At 44.1% G+C, this 23,423-nt stretch carries 23 protein-coding genes; 10 read left to right on the top strand and 13 right to left on the bottom strand.

The window, feature by feature from the left end:
- Together M1M80_RS05465 and akrN are read right to left on the bottom strand one after the other, a co-directional pair.
- Window positions 1-600, bottom strand: a complete 600-nt coding sequence (locus M1M80_RS05465; RefSeq protein WP_019257912.1) for a 1-acylglycerol-3-phosphate O-acyltransferase — start codon at window positions 598-600, stop codon at window positions 1-3.
- Window positions 601-734: 134 nt separating this feature from the next.
- Complete coding sequence (gene akrN / locus M1M80_RS05460) at window positions 735-1,730, bottom strand: aldo/keto reductase AkrN (RefSeq protein ID WP_060398265.1); 996 nt, start codon at window positions 1,728-1,730, stop codon at window positions 735-737.
- Between the two features lie 196 nt (window positions 1,731-1,926).
- Here akrN and sigM point away from each other — a divergent pair, with 196 nt between their 5' ends.
- From sigM to M1M80_RS05445, 3 genes are read left to right on the top strand one after another with little or no spacing between them, the layout of a single operon-like run.
- A complete protein-coding gene (sigM, locus tag M1M80_RS05455) occupies window positions 1,927-2,418 on the top strand; it encodes an RNA polymerase sigma factor SigM (RefSeq protein WP_003224177.1) in 492 nt (163 codons plus the stop codon).
- Window positions 2,408-3,484 (top strand): anti-sigma factor, encoded by a 1,077-nt coding sequence (locus M1M80_RS05450; protein WP_080428982.1) that lies wholly within the window; start codon window positions 2,408-2,410, stop codon window positions 3,482-3,484. The genes sigM and M1M80_RS05450 overlap by 11 nt, the downstream gene beginning before the upstream one ends.
- Complete coding sequence (locus M1M80_RS05445; RefSeq protein ID WP_003239559.1) at window positions 3,472-3,762, top strand: hypothetical protein; 291 nt, start codon at window positions 3,472-3,474, stop codon at window positions 3,760-3,762. Before M1M80_RS05450 ends, M1M80_RS05445 begins: the two co-directional genes overlap by 13 nt.
- Before the next feature lie 32 nt (window positions 3,763-3,794).
- Here M1M80_RS05445 and M1M80_RS05440 read toward each other — a convergent pair whose 3' ends face one another.
- On the bottom strand, window positions 3,795-4,223 hold the full coding sequence (locus M1M80_RS05440; RefSeq protein WP_019257909.1) for a GNAT family N-acetyltransferase: 429 nt from the start codon (window positions 4,221-4,223) through the stop codon (window positions 3,795-3,797).
- 109 nt (window positions 4,224-4,332) lie between these two features.
- Between M1M80_RS05440 and pdxR the strand changes: the two genes are divergently transcribed.
- Complete coding sequence (gene pdxR, locus M1M80_RS05435) at window positions 4,333-5,742, top strand: MocR-like pyridoxine biosynthesis transcription factor PdxR (RefSeq protein WP_060398263.1); 1,410 nt, start codon at window positions 4,333-4,335, stop codon at window positions 5,740-5,742.
- A 32-nt stretch (window positions 5,743-5,774) separates the two neighbouring features.
- On the opposite strand, the gene M1M80_RS05430 is transcribed toward pdxR, so the two are convergent.
- The 4 genes from M1M80_RS05430 to citA form a co-directional block, all read right to left on the bottom strand.
- On the bottom strand, window positions 5,775-7,130 hold the full coding sequence (locus M1M80_RS05430) for a sodium-dependent transporter (RefSeq protein ID WP_060398262.1): 1,356 nt from the start codon (window positions 7,128-7,130) through the stop codon (window positions 5,775-5,777).
- A gap of 120 nt (window positions 7,131-7,250) precedes the next feature.
- Window positions 7,251-8,648 (bottom strand): branched-chain amino acid transporter BcaP, encoded by a 1,398-nt coding sequence (gene bcaP, locus M1M80_RS05425; protein WP_003239563.1) that lies wholly within the window; start codon window positions 8,646-8,648, stop codon window positions 7,251-7,253.
- A 255-nt stretch (window positions 8,649-8,903) separates the two neighbouring features.
- On the bottom strand, window positions 8,904-9,773 hold the full coding sequence (locus tag M1M80_RS05420; RefSeq protein ID WP_060398261.1) for an SDR family oxidoreductase: 870 nt from the start codon (window positions 9,771-9,773) through the stop codon (window positions 8,904-8,906).
- 73 nt (window positions 9,774-9,846) lie between these two features.
- Complete coding sequence (gene citA / locus M1M80_RS05415; RefSeq protein WP_003239567.1) at window positions 9,847-10,947, bottom strand: citrate synthase CitA; 1,101 nt, start codon at window positions 10,945-10,947, stop codon at window positions 9,847-9,849.
- Window positions 10,948-11,055: 108 nt separating this feature from the next.
- Here citA and citR point away from each other — a divergent pair, with 108 nt between their 5' ends.
- On the top strand, window positions 11,056-11,931 hold the full coding sequence (citR, locus tag M1M80_RS05410; RefSeq protein WP_019257903.1) for a transcriptional regulator CitR: 876 nt from the start codon (window positions 11,056-11,058) through the stop codon (window positions 11,929-11,931).
- 70 nt (window positions 11,932-12,001) lie between these two features.
- On the opposite strand, the gene lytE is transcribed toward citR, so the two are convergent.
- On the bottom strand, window positions 12,002-13,012 hold the full coding sequence (lytE, locus tag M1M80_RS05405; RefSeq protein WP_003239569.1) for a peptidoglycan endopeptidase LytE: 1,011 nt from the start codon (window positions 13,010-13,012) through the stop codon (window positions 12,002-12,004).
- Between the two features lie 541 nt (window positions 13,013-13,553).
- Here lytE and phoA point away from each other — a divergent pair.
- Window positions 13,554-14,930 carry an alkaline phosphatase PhoA gene (phoA, locus tag M1M80_RS05400; RefSeq protein ID WP_003239571.1) on the top strand — a complete coding sequence of 459 codons (1,377 nt, stop codon included), beginning with the start codon at window positions 13,554-13,556 and terminating at the stop codon, window positions 14,928-14,930.
- Window positions 14,931-14,964: 34 nt separating this feature from the next.
- Here phoA and spoVR read toward each other — a convergent pair whose 3' ends face one another.
- Window positions 14,965-16,371, bottom strand: a complete 1,407-nt coding sequence (spoVR, locus tag M1M80_RS05395) for a stage V sporulation protein SpoVR (RefSeq protein ID WP_019257901.1) — start codon at window positions 16,369-16,371, stop codon at window positions 14,965-14,967.
- A 165-nt stretch (window positions 16,372-16,536) separates the two neighbouring features.
- Between spoVR and M1M80_RS05390 the strand changes: the two genes are divergently transcribed.
- The 3 genes from M1M80_RS05390 (at window position 16,537) to lytF (ending at window position 20,214) form a co-directional block, all read left to right on the top strand.
- Window positions 16,537-18,063 carry a mechanosensitive ion channel gene (locus tag M1M80_RS05390; RefSeq protein WP_060398260.1) on the top strand — a complete coding sequence of 509 codons (1,527 nt, stop codon included), beginning with the start codon at window positions 16,537-16,539 and terminating at the stop codon, window positions 18,061-18,063.
- Between the two features lie 115 nt (window positions 18,064-18,178).
- Window positions 18,179-18,619: a nitric oxide-sensing transcriptional repressor NsrR gene (gene nsrR, locus M1M80_RS05385; protein ID WP_060398259.1), complete on the top strand. Its 441-nt coding sequence runs from the start codon at window positions 18,179-18,181 to the stop codon at window positions 18,617-18,619.
- Window positions 18,620-18,771: 152 nt separating this feature from the next.
- Window positions 18,772-20,214: a peptidoglycan endopeptidase LytF gene (lytF, locus tag M1M80_RS05380; protein ID WP_060398258.1), complete on the top strand. Its 1,443-nt coding sequence runs from the start codon at window positions 18,772-18,774 to the stop codon at window positions 20,212-20,214.
- Between the two features lie 41 nt (window positions 20,215-20,255).
- Here the strand turns inward: lytF and M1M80_RS05375 are convergent, their stop codons facing one another.
- A complete protein-coding gene (locus M1M80_RS05375; RefSeq protein WP_003239578.1) occupies window positions 20,256-20,579 on the bottom strand; it encodes a YqzG/YhdC family protein in 324 nt (107 codons plus the stop codon).
- Window positions 20,580-20,779: 200 nt separating this feature from the next.
- On the opposite strand from M1M80_RS05375, the gene M1M80_RS05370 reads away from it, so the two are divergent.
- Window positions 20,780-21,022, top strand: a complete 243-nt coding sequence (locus M1M80_RS05370; RefSeq protein WP_003224139.1) for a YhdB family protein — start codon at window positions 20,780-20,782, stop codon at window positions 21,020-21,022.
- Between the two features lie 14 nt (window positions 21,023-21,036).
- Here M1M80_RS05370 and M1M80_RS05365 read toward each other — a convergent pair whose 3' ends face one another.
- Genes M1M80_RS05365 through M1M80_RS05355 form a run of 3 tightly spaced genes read right to left on the bottom strand, consistent with a single transcriptional unit; the run spans window position 21,037 to window position 23,344 of the window.
- Entirely contained in the window at window positions 21,037-21,561 is a 525-nt protein-coding gene (locus M1M80_RS05365; RefSeq protein ID WP_060398257.1) for an NADPH-dependent FMN reductase, read from the bottom strand.
- Complete coding sequence (locus M1M80_RS05360; protein ID WP_060398256.1) at window positions 21,558-22,205, bottom strand: response regulator; 648 nt, start codon at window positions 22,203-22,205, stop codon at window positions 21,558-21,560. The genes M1M80_RS05365 and M1M80_RS05360 overlap by 4 nt, the downstream gene beginning before the upstream one ends.
- The gene (locus M1M80_RS05355) at window positions 22,202-23,344 is read right to left on the bottom strand and encodes a GAF domain-containing sensor histidine kinase (protein ID WP_060398255.1); all 1,143 of its coding nucleotides are present in this window, start codon (window positions 23,342-23,344) and stop codon (window positions 22,202-22,204) included. Before M1M80_RS05355 ends, M1M80_RS05360 begins: the two co-directional genes overlap by 4 nt.
- Window positions 23,345-23,423 lie beyond the last annotated feature (79 nt).

Below are 23,423 nucleotides of genomic sequence, written 5' to 3'. Positions count from 1 at the left end.
TTATAACTGCTCCAGCTTCATTTCAAGCTCTTTAATACTGTTATTCAAAGCCTCTGTCATTGCTGCGAGTCTTTCCTTTGACGGCAGGTGGGCAAAATCAGCCTGTTGAAGAGGTTCACCGATAATAAGCTTCATTTTTCCTTTTTTGAACAATTCCTTTCCGCTCGAAGGTCCTTTATAAGCAGCGGGAACGAGCGGCGCTTTCCCCATCTGCGCAATCGTTACCGCACCTCTTTTCAAAGGCACGTCCTCAGAGGTTCTTGTTCCGCTTGGGAAGATACCGACGATCTCTCCTTCTTTCAGCAGCTTAATCGGTGTTTTAATACTGCTTGGCCCGGGGTTTTCCCGATCTACCGGAAAGGCATGAATTTTCTTCAGAAACGAACCGATCCATTTATTTTGAAACAACTCTTTTTTCGCCATGTAGTGTATTTGATAAGGAAGAATCCCGACTCCGAGTGTGATCACATCAACCCAGCCAGAGTGTGTACACGCGATGACAAAACCTGAATCGGCCGGAAGGTTTTCTTTGTTATACACCTTCACTCCTCCGCGAAGAGAAAGAATAACTTTTAAAGCATTAGCACAAAACTTATACATATCGCACTTCCTTTGTCGTAATCAATGATTCTTTCTGTTACTTATTATAACAACATTTTTTATTACCTGGTACTAATTTTTATGATTTCTCCGGTTAAAACGCGAAAAAGCTGAGGATTCGCCCTCAGCTTTTGTTATATTTCCTCCCTGGTCGGAGGTGCCATAAACTCCGGCCCGACCGGGTCTGATATCGTATTTTCCAATATGGTATTGATGTCTTTTTGATCTTCACTGCTCAGTGTCCAGCCTGTAATCTCAGATACCGCCTCAACCTGCTCAGGCTTTCTTGCCCCCCAAAGAGCGATATCCGCCCCCGGCTGGTCTAAGATCCATCTGACGGCCAAGTGAATCACTGATTTTCCATAACGTGCCTTCGCCAGCTCGTCCAATTGATGGACAGCAGAAAGATATTCTTTAAAGCGGGGCTTCTGGAATTTCGGATCGTGATTTCGCAGATCGTCGCCCTCAAATGTATACTCTTCGGTCATTTTGCCTGTTAACAGCCCTCTGCATAAACTGCCGTATAATAATGTTGTGATCTGTTTGTCTTCCGCATACGGTAGTACATTCTCTTCAATTTCTCTTTCAAACAGATTATATGGCGGCTGAATCGTATGAAGCGGTGCAGCGGCGCGAAATGTATCCATTTGCTCAACTGAAAAATTGCTGACGCCAATCGCCCGGATTTTCCCGGCGTCATATAATTCCTTCATGACTTCAGCCGTTTCTTCAATTGGCACAAGCGGATCAGGCCAATGCACCTGATAAAGATCAATATAATCCGTTTGAAGCCGTTTCAAAGAATTCTCGACTTCCTCTATGATTCTCGCTCTGTTCGCATGTCGGAACAGCTGGTTGTTCTTCCAGTCCAGAGCCGTTTTTGTTGCGAGAATCACCTGATCTCTTTTGCCGTGCTCCTTTATCGCCTTCCCGACGATTTCCTCGGACTGCCCGAAGCCGTAAGCCGGCGCGGTGTCAATCAGTGTGATCCCCTGTTCAAGAGCGGCGCGGATTGTTTTGATTGATGTTTTTTCGTCCGTGCCTCCCCACATGGTTCCGCCAATCGCCCATGTGCCGAGGCCGATTCTGGAGGCTTTGATTCCTGTGTCTGCTATACTGGTATATTCCATTGTGCCACTCCTTCACTTTTTCACTATCTTTTCCCCGCTGGCAAAAATGTTAAACATTTCTCGGTACTATCTTTTGCGGCCATTTTTGGTTACTATATATAAATGGTGTTTGATTAGGTATAAAAAAGCCGTTTGCACGTAATGTGCAACTTTAAACCTTTCTTATACGTGTATAAGATAGAGGGGAGAAAAGGCAGTGACGATCGATGAAATTTACCAAATGTACATGAATGATGTTTACAGGTTCCTGCTCTCCATGACAAAAGACAAGCATCTTGCCGAAGACTTGCTGCAGGAAACCTTTATGCGGGCATACATACACATTCACTCCTATGATCACAGCAAAGTAAAGCCCTGGCTTTTTCAAGTGGCGCGAAACGCCTTCATTGATTACGTCAGAAAGCATAAGAAAGAAGTAACCATTTCTGATGACTTGATCGGAAGCCTCTTTCAAAATGCTGTTCAGAGCCCTGCCCACCAGGTAGAGATAAAGGAAGTGCTGACTGGTTATATGTCCGAGCTCCCCGATAATTATCGGGAGGCCTTAACGCTATATTATTTAAAAGAGTTAAATTACAAAGAAGCATCCCATATTATGAATATTTCAGAGGCGAATTTTAAAAGTGTTTTATTTCGTGCCAGACAGCGGCTGAAAGCACTTTATAATAGAGGTGTTAATGATGAATGAAGAATTTAAAAAGCGTTTTGATCAATATAAAAACGGGGAAATGAGCGACCAGGAAATGACCGCATTTGAGGAAGAACTTGAGAAGCTCGAAGTGTATCTGGAATTGATTGACAGCGAGCTGCAGGACGATAACGATTGGGATGTCAGCATCAGTCCTGAAAAACAAAAAGCGATTTTAGCCTACGGCAAGCGCAAGTCTTATTTGCGAATTTCTGTGCTTGCCGTCATTTCGACATTGATGATTTTGCCGCTTTGTACGCTGGGAAGCTACCTCTATTACGGAATGGGAGGAAAACACAGCACCGGCAATGAGTTTATGGAAACCGCCGCAGTCACTGTAGCCCTAACTATGCCGAATGTTCTTGTCGATACATCCGGACTGAAAAGCCAAGTGAAGCTGTTTGGCATGAATACGGAATTCCCGCTGCAAAAGCAGATCGGTACGAAGACGGTCGCAGTAGGGAATGAACGGGTTGAGATGTTTTATAATAAAGTGAAAGCGCCGGCCGTTAACTACTATGACCTAGAAGTGCATAAAACCGGCCATTACTTTACACACCCATCAAGTGCGTCAGAACAAACAACCGCAAAAGCAGAAAAAACGTTAAAGACATTGCCTGAAGGAACTGTATCCGAGGTCTACCTCTCATATGACCGCGCATACCCGACAAAAGAAGTGTATAACAAGTTCAAAGGCTATGATGTGAGCTTTTTATGGAATGCAATCGAAACAGAGAAAAACACAAACGATACAGTATACGCAGAGCCGCTTGGCTATCCTGGAAAGGATTCAAAGTTCTTGGCTGCGCTTAATTCAAAAGGCAAATCAAATGGCGATCAGTTTATCAACGCCCTGACATTCATGTCCAAGCATGAAAAATGGGCACAGGTCATTTCAAAACGAAAAGACCTGAAAGTGGATAACCGATTGGATTATGTAGAGAAAAACGGTGTCAATGTATACGGTTCGGTCGTTACAGGACCAACCAAGGAAATCCAACGCATGCTGAAAAACAAATCTGTAAAATCAGCGAATGTCGGCGAGGTGGAATTATGGAACTGGTAAGAATTTTTAAAGAACACAATGTATTCGGCTGGATTTCAGTCGGGACAGCGATTCTGTCCCTGCTCTTGCTGAATTTGGCGATTATCAGCAACGTCACAATTTATTCCTATCAAATGCTTCCGTTCGCCATGGCTGCCGTTCCGTTTGGCATTATTGAGCTCTTCATCAAGAGAGGGCGCACAGGCCCCGGCCTGCTCGGCGTCGTCCTTAATCTCTTTGTAATTATTTGTGTGTATACCATTGTATCTGTTGATACCAATTTACAGTTTGGCTTTTAAAAGAAAGACGCCTGAAGAGGCGTCTTTTTTCATTACACTGGCTTTCGAAACAAGTAGCTTTCTATAGTAAAACCCATTTTGTCTGTATAAAATCGGTGCGCGTCTTTACGCTGAAGGCCAGATGAAAGACTGACAGAGCCAAATCCGGCTTTTCTCGCCCAGTCTGCGGCATAATCCAAAAGCATTTTGCCGTATCCCTTTGATCGGCAAGGCGCGGTTGTCACAAGATCTGCAATCCATAAGTGCTCTCCTTTATGAATGGAAACCCTCGGCAGCGCGCCGCACAGCGCCCTGATTGCTGTATCCTCATATAAGGCAAACAGCATATACGATTCTTTCCGCACACAGGCTTCAAGCCTTTGTAAATACGTCTCTTCATCCAGTTCTGTTCTCAATTCACTCATTACCGGAAACGACTCGGCCCATTCTTCTTTCGTGGTTAGTTGTTTCATATGTATCATCTTCTCAATCCCCTTTCCTTTCGTTACAATGATCATAGCTAATAAATGGCATTTGCCAAATAGCCAATATCAGAAAAAATGACCATGCCAGATATAAAGGAGATATACGATGGATATCACGCCGTTTCTTGATAAAAAAAGCAAAATACCGCTGTATGAGCAGCTTTATACCTTTTTTAAACAAGAAATTTCACATGCGAGAATAACGAAGGGAACAAAGCTTCCGTCAAAACGCATGCTCTCCGGCTCGCTCGGTGTCAGTACGGCAACAATCGAACGTGCTTACGAGCAATTAACTGCTGAGGGCTATGTCAAAAGCAAGCCAAAAGTCGGCTGGTTCGCGGCGGGAGTAGAAGCAGACTTCCCAGCGGCTCCTGTACATTTTCAGCAGTCTACGCAACCGGTCATACATGAAGAAAACGCACCTGCTATTGACTTTCATCAAGGCAATGTTGATCCGGTACACTTCCCCTTTAACGCATGGAGAAAAAGCATAGTAAAAAGTCTGGACCGCTATTCCGGATCGTTCCACACCTCTGGCGATCCTCTAGGAGAACCTGAACTCAGGCAGATGATTGCCCATTTTGTCAAGCTGTCTCGGGGAGTAAATTGCGAGCCCGGCCAGATCATCATCGGCGCAGGAACCACCGTACTTCTGCAAATTCTTTGTCTTACGCTTGGGCGCGGAACAAAAATCGGTTTTGAAGAACCGGGATTTCACCGTTCAAGAAGGATGTTTGAAGCAAATCACATGACTGTCATTCCTATTTGTTCTAATGAAGAAGGCGTCCTGCCGGGTGAGCTTAAACGCCGGAATCCGCACCTCGTGTATACAACTCCTTCGCATCAGTTTCCACTAGGGACCATTATGACGATAGCTCGCAGACAGGAGCTTCTGGCATGGGCAAAAGAAGCACACTCGTTCATTATCGAGGATGATTACGATGGAGAATTTCGCTACAGCGGCCAGCCCATTCCGTCTTTGCAAGGGCTTGATCCGAATGGTAGAGTCATCTATCTCGGCACTTTTTCAAAATCACTGCTGCCTGCCTTGCGGCTCAGCTTCATGATTTTGCCTCCCGCGCTGATGGAATCGGTCGGAAAAAACGCTCATTTAATGAAGCAAACGGTCTCTTCCCACTCGCAAATGGCACTGGCGGACTTCATCGAAAGCGGAGAGTGGCAAAAACATGTAAACAGAATGAGAGCCTTATACCGAAAAAAACACGCTGTCCTGTTAGAAGCCATACGGTCTGAACTAGGAAACAGCGTTGAAGTTCTCGGAAAAAACTCCGGGCTTCATATCGTGCTGCGGCTTTTGTTTCCAGCAAATGAGGAAGAAGCAATTAAAGCAGCCGCCGACAATGGCGTAACCATCTATCCCGTATCTCCCTCTTATAAAGGGCAGCCGCCATTTGTTTCTGTTTTAATCGGTTATGGCGGATTGTCAGAAGAGGACATTAGGCTCGGTATCAAAAAACTGAAAACGGCGTGGACTCCGCTGATCTCGTCTTGTTAAACAAAACAGGCTCCGGGAACGGAGCCTGTTGTTTAAAATGATAAAATACCGATTAAATTTAAGAATACAATAATAATTGCCAGCGGCACGATAAAACGAAGCAAATAAAACCATGTATAAAAGAATGCTTTACTTGCATTTGATCCGTTTCTCATTTCTGCCAAGAGCTCTTGTTTCGGAATTTTCAGCGGGATAAAAAGAGAAATTAACAGAGCGCCTAATGGCATCAAAACATTGCTGACGGTAAAATCGGCAATATCAAAAAACGTTTTACCAAACATGTGTACATCGCTCAATACACCATAAGACAAGCAACAAGGGATTCCGACCAAGAAGATCAAAAGCCCGCTCGTCCATGACAGTTTTATTCTCTTCTTTTCGTCCCCTTTTCCGATCGTAGCCACAATAATTTCAACCATCGAAAAAGCGGAGGTTAAGGCTGCAAATAAAAACGCAACGAGAAAGCCGATAAAAAACAAGGTGCCGAACGGAAGCTGTTCAAAAACAGCCGGAAGCACTGTAAACAGCAATGTCGGACCTTCATTTGGCTGAAAACCGAATGAGAAAACCGCCGGAAAAATGGCCAAGCCCGCCAATAGAGTCACAATGATATTCATCACGACAATGGAGGCTGCCGAGCGTGGGACGTTTTGTGTTTTCGGCAAGTAGGAGCTGTAAGTCACCATCACCGAAACCCCCAGTGTTAACGTAAAGAAGGCTTGTCCCAGCGCGAATAATATGGATTCCGGAGTCAGATCGCCGAAATGAGGCACAAGCAAAAATTTTACGCCTTCCATCGCACCATTAAGTGTGAGAGACCGAAGAACGAGCAGAATAAACAGTAAAAACAAAATCGGCATCATCACCGCACTGACTCGTTCAATCCCTTTTTGAACACCCCTGGCGACTACTATAACAGTCAGCACCATAAAAACAAGCTGAGCCGCGAGTGTCTGCATAGGATTTTGAATAATAGAAGCAAAAAGAGCGCCATACTGTGCTTGGGTAAGCCCTGACAGTGATCCTGACGCTGTTTTCACTATATATAGCAAAATCCATCCTCCGATTACACTGTAGAACGACAGCACTAAGAAACATGCGGCCACGCCGATCCATCCTGTAAGAAACCAAGCTGTTCTCGGCGCTTCTTTTTTATATGCATCAATGGCATTCGTCTGGTTCCGTCTTCCAAAAATAAATTCTCCCACTAAAAGCGGATAGCCCAAGAGAATGGTAAATAACACAAAGATAAGAAAAAAGGCGCCTCCTCCATTGGTCCCCGCTACATAAGGGAACTTCCATATCGCGCCTAAGCCGATAGCCGAGCCGGCGGCTGCCATGACGAAACCGATTTTCGAAGCCCATTGGACTGGTTTTTGCTCAGACAATAAACGTCACTTCCTTTCCAGCCTATATTATCTCTTATTTTTGTCTTCATTTCTATATATTCATTTGCCAAGAACATAAAAGAGAGAGCGGCCTGTATGGCCGCTCTCTTAATCACAAGATTATTGATTTAATTTTGAATGCTTTCTTGAATACAGGAAATAGATTGCCAAGCCGATTAACAGCCACACAAGGAAGCGGACAATCGTCACCCATCCAAGATTTAAAATTAAGAACAGGCAGAACAGAATCGCCAGGCCTGGGATAACCGGAACCCCTGGACATTTAAAAGCTCTCGGAAGATCCGGCTGTTTCTTTCTCAAAACAATAACTGCCACAGAAATCAGCACAAACGCTGACAGCGTTCCGATGTTTACCAGTTTTGCAAGTTCATCCAGCGGAACAAGTGAGCCTAGAAGCGCCGACATCGTTCCGAAAAACCAAGTGGCTACATAAGGTGTTTTGTGCTTTGGATGCACCTTAGAAAGTGAACCCGGCACCAGTCCATCACGCGACATGGCAAACATGACGCGTGTCTGTCCATAAAGCATCACAAGCATAACTGTTGTCATTCCCAAAACGGCGCCAATATCAATGATGCCTGCCACCCAGTTTTGCCCGGCGCTTTGAAGGACGAGAGAAACCGGATGATCCACACCCGCAAACTGGGCAAACGGGATAACCCCTGTCATGATCGCTGATACGGTGACATATAAAACCGTGCAAACCAATAAAGAGAAAATAATGCCTTTAGGCAGATCCTTCGCAGGATTTTTTGTCTCTTCCGCAGCAGAGGATACAGCGTCAAATCCGATAAAAGCAAAGAATACGAGCGCCGCTGCGCTGAATACGCCGCCAAAGCCCATCGGCATAAACGGCTGCCAGTTATGCGGCTTCACGTAAACGGCTGCCACCGCGATAAACAGCAGAACGACAAGCACTTTCAAGATAACCATGATGTTGTTGACTCTTTTTGATTCTTTGATCCCTAAATAAAGCAAAAACGTTATCGCCATCACAATCACGAATGCAGGCAGATTAAAAATGGTAAATGTACCTTTTACCGCCCCAGGTGCCGCTGTTAAAGCAACCGGAAGATGAATGCCGAGCCCTGATAAAAACGATTGGAAATAACCAGACCAGCCGACTGACACCGCGCTTACCGCCAGCATGTACTCTAAAATTAAATCCCACCCGATAATGAAGGCCATAAGCTCTCCCAAAGTCGCATAAGTGAATGTGTACACCGAACCAGAAACAGGCACACTTGAAGCAAATTCTGCGTAAGACAGGGCAGCGAATAAACAAGCCAGCGCCGCTACAACAAATGAAACGGTTAGTCCGGGACCAGCCGTGACTGCACCTGTTCCCGTCAGTACAAAAATCCCTGTGCCAATAATGGCTCCTATTCCAAGCAATGTTAAGTCGAATGCCCCTAATTCTCTTTTTAAAGATTTTTCACCGCTCGTCGCAGCGAGTAAATCCTGAATGCTTTTCTTCCTAAATACGCTCCCTTTCATTCCCCTTCAACTCCTAGACTAATTATCTATTTTTATATATTTTATTTGAATTTTCTGAATTCATGAGTGACAATGGTCATTTTTCTTTTTTTCTATTCTATTTGTACCAGTGGCGAATCATTCCTTTCTCCTACTCAATATTATATATAAAATCACAAAAATGAAAACAAAATTTTTAGAAAAATCGACAATTTTTTTATTTTGAAATATCTTACCGCGCAAAAAAACCAGCAATCATGCTGGTTTTTCGTTTCATTATGTTGAAATAAAACGGCCGCCATTTACGTGGATGGTCTGACCTGTCATATAGGAAGATTCATCAGACGCCAGCAGGACATAGGCGCCTGCATGCTCAACCGGCTGTCCCGGTCTTCCCATTGGGGTATCCAAGCCATGCTGTTTCACTTTTTCCTCCGGGAATGTCGCCGGAATAAGCGGTGTCCAAATTGGACCAGGCGCCACCGCATTCACTCTGATGCCTTTATCCGCAAGGGACATCGCCATGGACCGCGTAAAGGAGACAATCGCACCCTTTGTGCTGGAATAATCAATTAACATCGTATCGCCTTCATAAGCGGTAATCGATGTCGTATTAATAATGGCACTCCCCTCTTTAAGGTGGGGCAAAGCTTTCTTCGTCATATGAAACATGGAAAAAATGTTTGTGCGAAATGTTTTTTCTAGCTGTTCTGTTGAAATATTTAGAATGCTGTCCTGCGGATGCTGTTCAGCAGCGTTGTTCACCAAGATATCGAGTTTACCAAAATGGTCCACTGTTTGCTGCACAGCTTGTTCACAATGGTTCTCGTCCCCGACATCTCCCGGGATAAGCAGGCAGCGGACATGTTCCTTTTCGATCCGTTTACGCGTTTCCTCTGCGTCAGAATGCTCATCTAAGTAAAGAATGGAGATATCGGCCCCTTCTTTAGCAAACGCAATCGCTGCCGCCCTCCCTATTCCGCTGTCGCCCCCAGTAATGATCGCGACTTTTCCTTTCAGTTTTCCGCTTCCTTGATAATCCTCGTCCTCTGACAGAGGCAGCGGATTCATTTGTGACTCAATGCCCGGCTGTCTGTCCTGATGCTGCGGCTCTTGCCCTTCTGTTTGTCTGTCCATTGGGTTCATATTCTTCACTCCTAGACATGTGGTTGATACTGAACGTTACCACGTCATAGAAGCGAATAAACAGCAAAATATGTTATGAAAGAACTTCTTCAGGAATGGCACCTGTATATTTCGCTGACGGGCGGAAAATCATGTTGTTTTCTGCCTGTTCCAGCACATGGGCGCACCACCCTACCATTCGGCTTGCTGAAAAGGTCGGTGTGAACAATTCATCGTCAAAATCAATCGCCTTCATCACAGCAGCCGCATAAAATTCAACATTTGTATATAGCTTGCGTCCCGGTTTGTAGATTTCAAGCAAACGAATCGCTTCTGCTTCTACGTGCAGTGCAAGATCAAGGTCGCGGTCATTGCCGGCCACCTCTTCTGCTTTCTGTCTCAGAGCTTCTGCCCGCGGGTCCTTCGTCTTGTACACCCTATGGCCGAACCCCATCAGGCGCTCTCCTTTCTCGAGTTTTTTTGTCAGATAAGCTTCAGCATTTTCTTTTTCTCCAATGTCTTCAAGCATTTTGGTCACCGCAGAAGGAGCGCCTCCGTGCAGCGGGCCTTTCATCGTGCCGAGAGCAGCAGTGACAGCTGACACTAAATCACTCTCTGTAGATAATGTGACACGTGCAGAAAAAGTGGAGGCGTTCATGCCGTGCTCCATGGCCAGAATCATATATGTTTCAAGCGCTTTCTTTTTTGCCTCTGAAGGCTGTTCACCTGTGAGCATATAATAGTAGTTTTCGACATGTCCGTACTGGGAAGATGGCGCAATTGCTTTTTCATCTCGCGTCCATCGTTTTCTGTACGCAATGATGGAAGGCGTGATTGCAATCAGCCGAATTGCTTCTTCTGTTTTCGGATGAAACGTGTACGCATTTTCCCCCAATGCTGAAACAACCGTTCTCAGCACCGACATATCGTCCATGTTGTTTGGCAGTGACTGAATCAAGCGCTCTATGTGTTCCGGCAAATGCCGCTCCGCAGCAAGCTTCTCTTCAAATGTCTGCAATTCTTCAGATGACGGCAGTTTCCCAAATAAAATTAAATAAGCCGCTTCTTCAAAGCTGTGATTCAGGGCGATGTCTTTAGCATGCTGCCCTCTGTAAATCAGGCGGCCTTTTTCGCCATCAATATGGCTGATAGATGTTTCTACACATGTAATTCCCTTTAATCCGTAATGTACCATTTGTATTCCCCCTATCCTTTTCTGTTATTATAGTAAATATAATATTTAAAAAATATTGAATATTTTAAAGGGAATTAATTAAAATTATTAATCAGAGGGAGATTAGAAATGGATTTCAAATGGCTACACACCTTTGTGACCGCTGCGAAATATGAAAACTTCCGAAAAACAGCGGAAACGCTTTTTTTATCTCAGCCTACTGTGACCGTGCATATTAAGCAATTAGAAAAAGAAATCAGCTGCAAGCTGTTCGAGCGAAAAGGCAGAAAGATCCAGCTGACTGATGAAGGCAGGGCTTATTTGCCGTATGCACTCAGGCTTCTTGATGATTACGAAAACAGCATGGCAGAGCTTCACAGAGTGAGACAAGGCTACTGTCAAACCTTACAGCTCGCGGTTTCTCCGCTTATCGCAGATACTGTGCTTCCGTCTGTCATGAAGCGGTACACAGCAATGAATACAGAAACAGAAATGGCGGTAACGATTTTTGAATCGGCAGAAATCGCGTCACTGATTAAAGCCGGGGAAGCAGATATCGGACTGAGCTGTTTAAAGGTGCAGTCTTCCTCTTTAACCTGCCACTGCTTATATAAAGACCCTGTTGTCCTTGTTGCCCCGCCCGATCAGCGTTTCATGGCAGACAAAGAAATTGATGCCAAAGAGGTGCTCGAGCAATACCTTCTTTTGACCCACAATCATCCTGATTACTGGGACGACTTGCTCCGTCAGGTCAGAGTGACATTTCCATTTGTGAGAACAATGAAAGTCACACAAACACATATAACGAAACGGTTTATCAAGGAAGGACTCGGGGTTTCATTTCTGCCCTTATCTACGGTAAAGCGTGAGTTGGCAGAGAATCAGATGATCAAAATCCCTTATCAATCTGTACAGCTGCCCTATGCCGGCGCTTACGCAATCGCCCTTTATGAAAATAAGAAAGAAAAAAAATTCTTGGATTTTTTATCACATTTTCATTTTTAGATGCAACCAAAACGGATGAGCTCCGTCTAATGAAAAAAACCCGTTCCAATGAACGGGTTTCCTTCTAAAATTAGAATCTTTTCGCACCGAGGTAACGAGGCTTCCAGTAGCTGTTGTTCAGGCTGCTGATTTGTACGCCGTCAGATCCTGCATGAATGAAACTGTTGTTTCCAACGTAAATCCCCATGTGAGAAGGGCCGGATTTATATGTTGTGAAGAAGACGAAATCACCGACAGACGGGTTGGCAATGCTCTTCATAGAACTCCAGTAGCCCGCAGTGCTTGTTCTGCCCACACTTGTTTGTTTATTCAGTACGTACCAGATGAACCCGCTGCAGTCAAAGCCGGAAGTTGTCGTTCCGCCCCATTTGTATGGCGTTCCGACTAACGCTTTTGCATCAGAAACCAGCTTGCTCACATTAAGTGATGTAGATGACGTTTTGCTGCTTGAAGATGATGAAGTGCTGGAAGAAACATTTTTTGATCCTGTGCTTGAGCTTGTTCCTTTCACTTTCAACACTTGGCCGGCATAGATTAAATCTGATTTTAAGCCGTTTAAGCTTTTTAATTTGCTAACTGTTGTGCCATATTTGCTCGCAATTTTAGAAAGGCTGTCTCCGCTCTTTACTTTATATGTAGAAGTTGAAGACGATGACACCTTAGATGAGCTGGAGCTGCTTGAACTTGTTGAACCTTTCAGTTTCAGGACTTGTCCAATGCGGAGCAAATCTGATTTTAAGCCATTCAGTTTTTTCAGTTCACTGACTGTCATGCCGTATTTGTTCGAAATTTTCCAAAGGCTGTCCCCGCTCTTTACTTTGTATGTAGAAGAAGATGAAGAACTGCTGCTTTTTGAACTTGTAGATTTGCCGTTAATCGATAAAGTCTGCCCTGCGTAAATGATGTCTGAACGAAGGTGGTTCTCTGATTTAATTTTACTGATCGTTGTGTCGTATTTTCTTGAAAGTTCCCATAACGTGTCGCCTTTTTTCACCTTGATGCTTTGTGCAGATGCCGCTCCTGCAAATAATGTCGATCCTAAAACTACTGCTGTTGTGGCTGTAATGATTTGCTTTTTCATATTTTCCTCCCCAAATATTTATATCTATATATATTGATCTCTTTTTTTAAATTAATCTTATTGTTTTCTATTATAAGGATAGATTCCCAACAGAAATAGACTTGACTTCATGTGACAAATTTCTTAATTATTCGTTCTAAAAAAAAGTTTGTAAGGGTATTAAATATTTCATTTTCGTTTCAAAGGTGACAAAAAACGAGTCCTTTTGTCATGTGATTTGGGAGGTTTTTCAACTTAAAGGAAATAAATGAAAAACTTTCGGGGTCTACACACATATTGGAAGAATGAGTGATAAAGAGTATTCGGGGAAAGCTGCGGAGAACCGCAGTTTTTTTATTTAAACAAACATATCATGCAAGGACAGAGAGGTAAAGATTTTTCTGGAAAAATGAATGCTTTGAACCAAATAAGACAAAATAACGAAACGACGTATTTCATTTCCTTACAATGCTTTACTTAATGTTTACACGGTCAACAGCCGCATTTAACAAAATTCCCCTAACATAATATACAGAATACATTAAAGGAGGCCTGCAAAAAAATGAGTCTGTTTCAAAACTTGAAATCAAAACTTGTGCCCATCGCAGCTGTTTCCGTGCTTACAGCCGGCATATTCGCCGGTGCAGAACTGCAGCAGACCGAAAAAGCAAGCGCCAAAAAACAAAACAAAGACGAGATCAGAAATGTCATTGTGATGATTGGTGACGGCATGGGAGCATCGTACATAAACGCCTACCGTTCCATGAAAAATAACGGTGAAACACCGAATAACCCGAAGTTAACTGAATTTGACCGAAACCTGACAGGCATGATGATGACGCACCCGGATGACCCTGACTATAATATTACGGACTCAGCCGCAGCCGGAACTGCATTGGCGACAGGCGTTAAGACATATAACAATGCAATTGGCGTCGATAAAAACGGAAAAAAAGTAAAATCTGTGCTCGAAGAAGCTAAACAGCAAGGCAAATCGACCGGTCTCGTCGCAACGTCTGAAATTAACCATGCCACGCCTGCCGCATATGGCGCCCACAACGAATCTCGGAAAAACATGGACCAAATCGCCAACAGCTATATGGATGACAAAATAAAAGGCAAACAAAAAATAGACGTTTTGCTTGGCGGCGGAAAATCGTATTTTAACCGTAAGGACAGAAATTTAACGAAGGAATTCAAACAAGCAGGCTACAGCTATGTGACAACAAAACAAGCGCTGAAGAAAAATAAAGATCAGCAGGTGCTTGGGCTTTTCGCAGACGGAGGGCTTGCTAAAGCGCTGGACCGTGACAGCAAAACACCTTCTCTCAAAGACATGACAGTTTCAGCCATTGACCGTCTGAACCAAAATAAAAAAGGATTTTTCTTAATGGTCGAAGGCAGCCAAATCGACTGGGCGGCCCATGACAATGATACAGTAGGAGCCATGAGCGAGGTTAAAGATTTTGAACAGGCCTATAAAGCCGCGATTGACTTTGCGAAAAAAGATAAACACACGCTTGTCATTGCAGCTGCTGACCATACGACCGGCGGATTTACCATTGGCGCAAACGGCGAAAAGAATTGGCACGCGGAGCCGATTCTCGCCGCCAAAAAAACCCCTGAATTTATGGCAAAGAAAATCAATGAGGGCAAACCGGCAAAAGATGTGCTCGCCCGCTATACTGACCTTGACTTCACAACTGAAGAAATCAAAAGCGTTGAAACAGCAGCCCAGGCTGACAAGGACAAAGGCGCCTATAAAGCCATCATCAAGATCCTGAACACACGGTCTAACAGCGGATGGACGAGTACCGATCATACGGGCGAAGAAGTGCCGGTATACGCGTACGGTCCAGGAAAAGAGAAATTCCGCGGACTGATTAACAATACCGACCAGGCAAAAATCATCTTTAAGATTTTGAAAACAGGAAAATAAAAAAAGAGGATGCAGAACGCTGCATCCTCTTTTTTTAAAGGTACCTGCGGTGAACACCTTTTCCGTCATACGAAAACACGACTTCCTTATCCTCAAGTACAGACTCGATGTGCACGCTTCTCCCCCAAAGCTGAAATAAATAAGGGAGCACCTTCTCCAAATATTTCAAATCCAGCTCTATGCCCTCATACCAATGCTTAATATAGAGCTCGTTATTTTTCATATAGTCGCCGTCGTTTACTGTCAAATACGGAAACCCGCCGTTTACCCGCATGCTCACGAGCTGGTCGCGCACCGACTCCCACTCTTTATCGACGATTTTATAATCTCTGCCCTGCTTTTGAAATAAATAAAGATCCTCCCGCATAACTAAGTCTTTTGTTAAATAATTGCGGATGAAAGAGATATCGGATTCAATTTCCCTGACCTCAAACATTTTCTCCCGGCCTGAGTCAGGCTTTACGCCTATTTTTTTCATTTCCTCAGTCGGGTTGTTGTACCGCTCCTCAATGTCTTCAAAAATTTTCAGTCCTAAATAATAAGGATTGATACCCGTTTTGGACGGCTGGACGACACCTGCATTCAGCTTGGCGAACTCTATCGCTTCATCAGAAGTTAAATCAAGCTCACGTATAATTCGCTGGTGCCAATAGGAAGCCCAGCCCTCATTCATAATCTTTGTTTCCAGCTGAGGCCAGAAATAAAGCATTTCCTCTCTCATCATCGTTAAAATATCACGCTGCCACGGCTCTAGTTCCCGGGAATGCTCCTCGATAAAAAGCAGAATATCTTTTTCCGGCCGCGGCGGGAAAGGTTTTTTCGATTTTTTCACTTGTTTTTTTGGTTTCTTTTCATCTAAAGACCATAAATCATCGTAAGGCGTCGCTGCCTCTTCAAGCTCCTCTTCCTCATCATCCACACTCCATAGGAGCTTCGGACGGACCAAAGACGGATCGATATGCTCCTGAATCGATAGGATCGCGTCTAAAAAAGCCTCGACTTCCTTTATCCCGTGAACCTGTTCATAGTGTTTAATCCGCTCGGCCGTTGCCGCCATGCTTTCCACCATATCGCGCTTCGTGTTTTGGAAGCGGCAGTTGTTTTTGAAGAAATCACAATGGGCGAGAACGTGAGCAACAATCAATTTATTTTGGATCAGTGAGTTGCTGTCCAGCAAAAAAGCGTAGCATGGATCTGAGTTAATGACCAGTTCATAAATCTTGCTTAATCCAAGATCATAATGCAGCTTCATTTTGTGAAACTGCTTGCCGAAGCTCCAGTGGCTGAATCTTGTCGGCATCCCGTACGCGCCGAATGTATAAATAATTTCAGCCGGGCAGATTTCATATCTCATCGGGTAGAAATCAAGGCCGAATCCCTTTGCAATTTCGGTAATTTCCTCAATTGCCCGCTGTAATCCCTTCTTCTCCTCCGCGTTCAACCGAATCCCCCCTACTTGGACTTATCTATAATGTATGAGCCCGCCTGACAAAAGATGATAGCCGCACTTGGGCAAGAAAAAAATTCGCCCCGCACATTCAGCTGTTTGCCGATTGTGTCAGTGGGTAAAAACACATCATATTACGAAAAAAAGGAGCGATACCAATTGAATGTAGCAGACATGCTTTCTTCTTATCTCAGTAAGCTGCCAAACTTAATCATTGCCTTACTCGTCTTATTAATCGGATGGGCTATCGCTAAAATCATTGAAAAAGCGGTATACAAAGGGCTCAGAAAAACAAAAATCGACGACAAGCTCTTTGCTGGGAAAAAGCCATCACGCTATTCCTCGGAAAAAGTCATAAGCAAGGTCGTTTATTTTATTGCATTGATTATCGTCTTTATTTTATTCTTTAACATTCTGCACCTGACAACAGTGGCATCACCGTTTGTCAGCATGCTTTCCGCAATTACAGCGGCTATCCCAAGCGTGCTGAAGGCCGGACTCATCCTGCTGTTAGGATGGGCTGCAGCCGCTGTATTGAGCTTCCTTGTCAAAAAAATCGGGATGAAGCTGAGCACGAGTGACAAGGTGCGCAAGTGGAATTTGGTATCTGAAGGGAAAGATATTCATCAGGCAGTCAATGCCGCTTCACAAATTGTCTTTTACCTTGTGCTGCTCGTTTTCCTCCCAGGGGTCTTATCTTCTTTGAAAATCAGCGGCATTTCAGGCCCGTTTACAAATATGATGGAAAGCGTGCTCGCTTTTCTGCCGAAATTATTTGCTGCGGCGCTTATCGTTTTAATCGGCTGGCTTGTTGCCCGTCTTGTACGTGACATCATTACGAATTTCCTAGCAAGCATCGGCACGGAAAGATTCGCTGCACGTATGGGTTTATCTATTTATTTAAAAGATACAAGCCTTTCTGCAGTCATCGGAACAATCGCTTATGTGCTGATTTTAATACCGGTTGTCATTTCTGCGCTTGACCAGCTTGATGTCGCCGGCATTTCGAAACCGGCTGTCTCTATGCTGAATACGATTTTAAACATGCTTCCGAATATCATCATTGCCATTGTGCTTATTTTAGCGGGTATGTGGGCAGGAAAATGGGTGAACACCATGGTGTCCGGACTGCTCCATCGTGCAGGCTTTGATTCTGTGTTAGGAAAAATGGGCATGGAAACAGGAACGCCTGCAAAGCTGTCCTTGTCTCAAGTTGTCGGGATGATTGCGCAAATCATTGTCATTCTGCTGTTTACAGCCGAGGCGCTGCAAATTGTTCAGCTGCACTTCCTCGTAGAGATTGCGACTGGCATCATCGCGTATCTTCCAAATGTCCTTGTCGCCGTATTCATTCTCGGAATCGGCCTTTACGCCGGAGAAATGGTGCGAAAAGTGCTCGCCAGCATCATTAAAGGCCAGGAATTCAAGTCTTTAGCAGCGATTGCTAAGTATACGATTATTGCACTTGCTTTCTTTATGGCCCTGGATCAGCTTGGTGTCGCTGACACAATCGTCAATTCCGCGTTCATTATCGTGCTTAGCGGCTTCGCACTCGCTTTCGGTTTATCCTTCGGCCTTGGCGGAAAGGATTTTGCATCACGTTATCTGTCTACATTTGAACGCAAAATGCAAAACACCGAAATCGATAAGAACCGTAAAAACCAAAATCCACCGAATCACATGTAAATAAAAAAACGTGCACCCAGCAGGGTGTACGTTTTTTTATTGAAAAATTCCTTTTTTTTCATTTTTCAATCGATTATGATAAGATATAGAAAATGTCTTATTATGAGGTCTTATTATGAAGTTAACAAATTATACAGATTATTCGTTAAGAGTGTTGATTTTTCTGGCTGCAGAACGTCACGGAGAACTTTCAAATATAAAACAGATTGCCGAAACATATTCTATTTCAAAAAATCATCTTATGAAAGTCATATACAGGCTCGGCCAGCTCGGCTACGTAGAAACGATACGCGGACGAGGCGGCGGCATACGTTTAGGCATGGACCCTGAAGACATCAATATCGGTGAGGTTGTCAGAAAAACGGAAGATGATTTTAATATTGTGGAATGTTTTGATGCGAACAAGAATCTCTGCATTATTTCCCCGGTGTGCGGCTTAAAACATGTACTTAATGAAGCGCTTATGGCCTATCTTGCGGTTTTAGACAACTATACGCTGCGCGACCTTGTTAAAAACAAGGAAGATATCATGAAGCTTTTAAGAATGAAGGAATAGAAAATGATTCCTTCTTTTTTATGTCCTTTTTCCCCCTTTTTGTTAAGATAATATGGCTGTTTTTAAAAAAAAGGCAAAACGATGAGACAAATCTGCCGATATAAAAAAGAAACAGCGAATTCAAAATCATTGGGGGAAAAAGGAGAGCTCAGATGAAAAAGAAATTAGCAGCAGGGCTGACAGCATCTGCGATTGTCAGCACAACTTTAGCAGTGGCACCAGCTGAGGCAGCAACGATTAAGGTGAAAAGCGGAGATTCTTTATGGAAACTGGCCCAAAACTACAATACAAGTGTGGCGGCTATCACATCCGCCAACCATCTTTCGACTACTGTTCTGTCGATCGGCCAGACGCTTACCATTCCAGGCAGCAATTCCAGCACTTCATCTACTTCAAGCTCAACAACCAAGAAGAGCGGAAGTTCTGTTTACACAGTGAAAAGCGGAGATTCACTTTGGCTGATCGCAAATGAGTATAAAATGACGGTGCAGGAACTGAAAAAATTAAATGGCCTAAGCAGCGACATGATTCGTGCGGGGCAGAAATTAAAGGTATCCGGTACGGTTTCCTCAAGCTCCAGCTCTAGTACCAGTAAAAAAAGCAGTTCCAATAAGAGCTCAAGCTCTTCATCTTCTACCGGAACATATAAGGTGAAGCTTGGAGATTCGCTTTGGAAAATTGCAAACAAAGTCAATATGTCCGTCGCTGAATTGAAGGTCTTGAACAACTTAAAATCAGACACCATTTATGTGAATCAAGTGTTAAAAACAAAATCTAGCGGTTCTAATACGTCTTCCAAAGACACTTCATCTAATTCGAACCAAACTTCAGCAACAACGAAATACACTGTAAAAAGCGGAGATTCACTTTGGAAAATTGCAAACAACTATAACCTGACTGTACAGCAAATCCGAAACAGCAACAATCTGAAATCAGACGTGCTGTACGTCGGACAAGTGCTGAAGCTGACAGGTAAAGCATCTTCAGGCTCTTCTTCATCTTCATCGTCTTCTTCGTCAAATGCAAGCTCCGGCACGACGACTACATACACGGTGAAAAGCGGCGATTCCTTGTGGGTGATTGCTCAAAAGTTTAATGTAACAGCTCAGCAGATTCGGGAGAAAAACAATTTAAAAACGGATGTCTTGCAGGTTGGCCAAAAGCTGGTCATTACCGGAAAAGCCTCATCTTCATCCTCTGCTTCATCCGGGTCATCAAGCACTACCAGCTCTTCAAGCGCGAAAATCAACACTATGATTGCCGCCGCTAAAGAGCAGCTTGGAGTTCCATATCGCTGGGGAGGCACGACACCCGCCGGATTTGACTGCAGCGGTTTCATTTACTATGCACTGAACAAAGTCACATCCGTATCAAGATTAACGGCAGCCGGATATTGGAACACAATGAAATCTGTCAGCCAGCCTGCTGTCGGAGACTTTGTTTTCTTTACAACATATAAAGCAGGCCCTTCCCACGTCGGAATTTATCTTGGAAACGGGGAGTTCATTAATGCCAATGATTCCGGAGTTGTCATTTCCAGTATGAACAACTCTTACTGGAAACAGCGCTATCTCGGTGCAAAACGATATTTCTAAAAACAGAAACTGTATGGCCTCAGGGCTGTACAGTTTTTTGCTTAGAGCCTAAAGACGTTGATGCTGATCATATGTTTTGTCAACGGATGAAAATAAACTTCTGCCCGAACAGAAAATGTGTCGTCATTCTGTTTGACCGTCACCCGAAAGACATCTTTCGTCTGCTCATCATTCACCTCGGTCCGTCCCATATAAGCGTAATCAGAAAACGAAGCCCCCTTATATTCATCCTGAATTTTGCTCCAGGCGAGCTTTTCCCACTTTTGAACGGACTCGTTTGTGTCCGTTGAATGCCCTTTTGCAGCCATTGACACGATGATTAATCCGCAAAAAAGAAGCGCAATGGTATACGGCAGAGATTTCATGTTTTCAGTCTCCTGTACCCAGATTATGTTCTCTCATAGGATTTCCAAAAGCGATGGCTTCATTCAGGCATTTTGATTTTATGTCTCCCTCATATTGCTACCCCTGTACTGCCGCAGACGCCAAGTTTTGCCCCGTCAATAACATAGGATGCGGCATAAACTAATCATGAACTTCTCACACAAGAAAGGAGAAGCGATTCATGGATTATGCCGATTACGATAAAGCGCTGTATTACACTCACCGTTCTCAATGGGATAATTTATTGATTTTAATGGTGCGTACAGAGGATGATTTGTTATCAAAACGAATCGAGCATTTTTTGCATGCGTATCATTTTGAACAGGATTACGCCGTTCTTGAAAAGATGCTGTATTCCCTTCTCCGTTATATTGATCATGCCACAGAGCTGACTTACGAAGATCAATTAGCCTTGCTCACATAAACAAATCCCGGCGTTCAGACGCCGGGATTTCCTGCTTTTGCGAACAGGCTGAGTTCTTCGACAAGCTCTTTTAAGCCGGCCTTTATATTTTCCGTCACTGCAGCATTTTCAACATCAATGTGCACCGGATCAAGCACGAGCTGCTTCGGAATGACATTGGCGTAGACACCCCGCATGACTGTTCTCATATTGTTCAGCGCGTTGATGCCGCCTTTACCGCCTCCCGCCACTGCCAATAACGCAACGGGCTTATATTTGAATTGTTCGCTGCTTAGAAAATCCAGCGCATTTTTTAAAGCGCCGCTCATGCCGCTGTGATACTCAGGAGATAATAAGATAATCGCATCCGCTTTAGTGACGCGCTGCTTAAGCTCCAGTACCTGCAAAAGTTCGGATTGCTCCGCTTCACCATTAAAAATCGGTAATATAAACTCGCTTAGATCAATCAAGTCCGCGTGATACAGCGCTGAAATATAGGATGCGGCAATTCTTGTTCTGCCATGTTTTCTGGGCGTACCGTTTATGACTAACATGTTCATTTCGTGATCTCTCCATTCAGGTTATATTTCACTGCGAAAAGCGCTGCTTGCGTTCGGTCGGCTACATCAAGCTTTGCTAAAAGATTCGACACATGGGTTTTCACTGTTTTTTCTGAAATAAACAAGGCTGCCGCGATTTCTTTATTGCTTTTGCCGTTGGCAATTTCGTTCAGAACGTCCTTTTCCCTTCGTGTTAATTGATAAAATTTTTCTTTTTCCGGATCGTGCTGATTTCTCATATGTGTCAAAACATGGGGCATAATAGCTGAAGAAAGCTTGTATTCGCCGGCATGCACTTGTCTTAGTGTTTTTACCAATTCCTCTGGCTCCGTATCCTTTAATTGATACGCCTTCGCCCCCGCCTGCAGCGCCGGGATGACGTGCTCCTGATCGGAATAACTCGTCAGCACAATGATATTAATGCCCGGAAATTGCTGTACTGCTTTTTTTATGGCTTGAATGCCGTCCATCTCGGGCATAGACAGATCCATCAGCACAAGATCAGGCTTTGTCTCTTCAATGACACGGAGAGCTTCTGTTCCGGTTGCGGCCTCGCCGGCAACTTCAATATCATCCTGGGTGGCGAAGAAAAAACGAAGCCCCTTTCTGACAACATGGTGATCATCCGCAATTACAATTTTCATTGCACTGTCCTTCCTTTCTGATTGGTTAGCGGAAGCCTGACGGACAGCTTTGTCCCCGCACCAAGCTCTGACTCAATCAAAAACGCCGCGCCGGCTTTTACTGCCCGTTCTTTCATACCCTTGATGCCAAGTGAAGGCACCCCGTCATGCGCTTCATAGCGAAACCCTGCCCCATGATCGATGATATCCAACTCCGCATGGTACGAAGAAGCAGTCAGGCTGACATACGCAGTATCAGTACCGGCATGCTTTTTGCAGTTATTTAATGCCTCCTGTACAATACGCCACAGCATATGCTCCTGCTCATCAGTAAGAACAAGACAGCCTTTTTGTGTAAAAATGACATTTAATCCGATGAGCGCGCCATAGCTTTTAATGGCTTCAGACAGCCCTTTTTCCAATCCTCCGGGACGAAGCTGCCAAATTAATGCTTTCATTTCTGCGAGCGCGTCCTGTGATAGGTTTTGAATGAAATCAATCATCTGCTGCAAATTCTCATCTTTTGTTAGTGTCTTTGCCGCTCTGGCTGTTAAACTGACGGAAAACAGCATTTGATTGACGGAATCGTGAAGCTCCTGAGCGAGGCGGTTGCGCTCCATTAAAAGAGCATTTTTTTGTTTATATTCTGAAAGCTTCATGCGCTGGATTGCCGTTCCGATCTGAAAGGCGACAGACTCAAGTAAATGCAGCTCTTCCTCATCAAACATGGTTTTTCCGGCCGCCGCTACATTTAACAATCCGAATCTCCTGTCCCCGTCTTCTAAAGGCACAGTTGCATGATGCGTAATCCCTTCAGTGTCAAAACAATGCAGTTCCTCGGCTGATTCTATGCGTTTGCAGTTCATTATATTAGCGGCCCTTCTCAGCCCTCCGTTATTGAATTTCGTCAGGCAGTAGCACTCCCCTTCGCACATCAGTACTTTTTCCTTGCGGCTTAAAGCCGGGGGCAGATAAGCGTCGGCCGCTAACGTATAGGAGCCGTCTTCTTCGATCAAAAAAATCCATCCGGATTGAAGGTTCGTCAGGCTCAGCAATTCTTTTAAAACCTCATCCAGTGTTGCTTTGACATCGTGCCCTTGATTTAAGGTTTCCGCAATCGTTTTCAGCGTTTTTAATTTTTCCATCCTCGTATTGCTCATGTTTCTCACTCCGGCATTGGTCTTGTTATTTAAGATTATACCAGTTTTTTGTATTTCGTTACTTCGCTTGAGGGATGAT

It is taken from the genome of Bacillus inaquosorum (genome assembly GCF_023238325.1).
GTDB classification, from domain to species: domain Bacteria; phylum Bacillota; class Bacilli; order Bacillales; family Bacillaceae; genus Bacillus; species Bacillus inaquosorum.
This window is presented reverse-complemented; position numbering and strand designations above follow the sequence as displayed.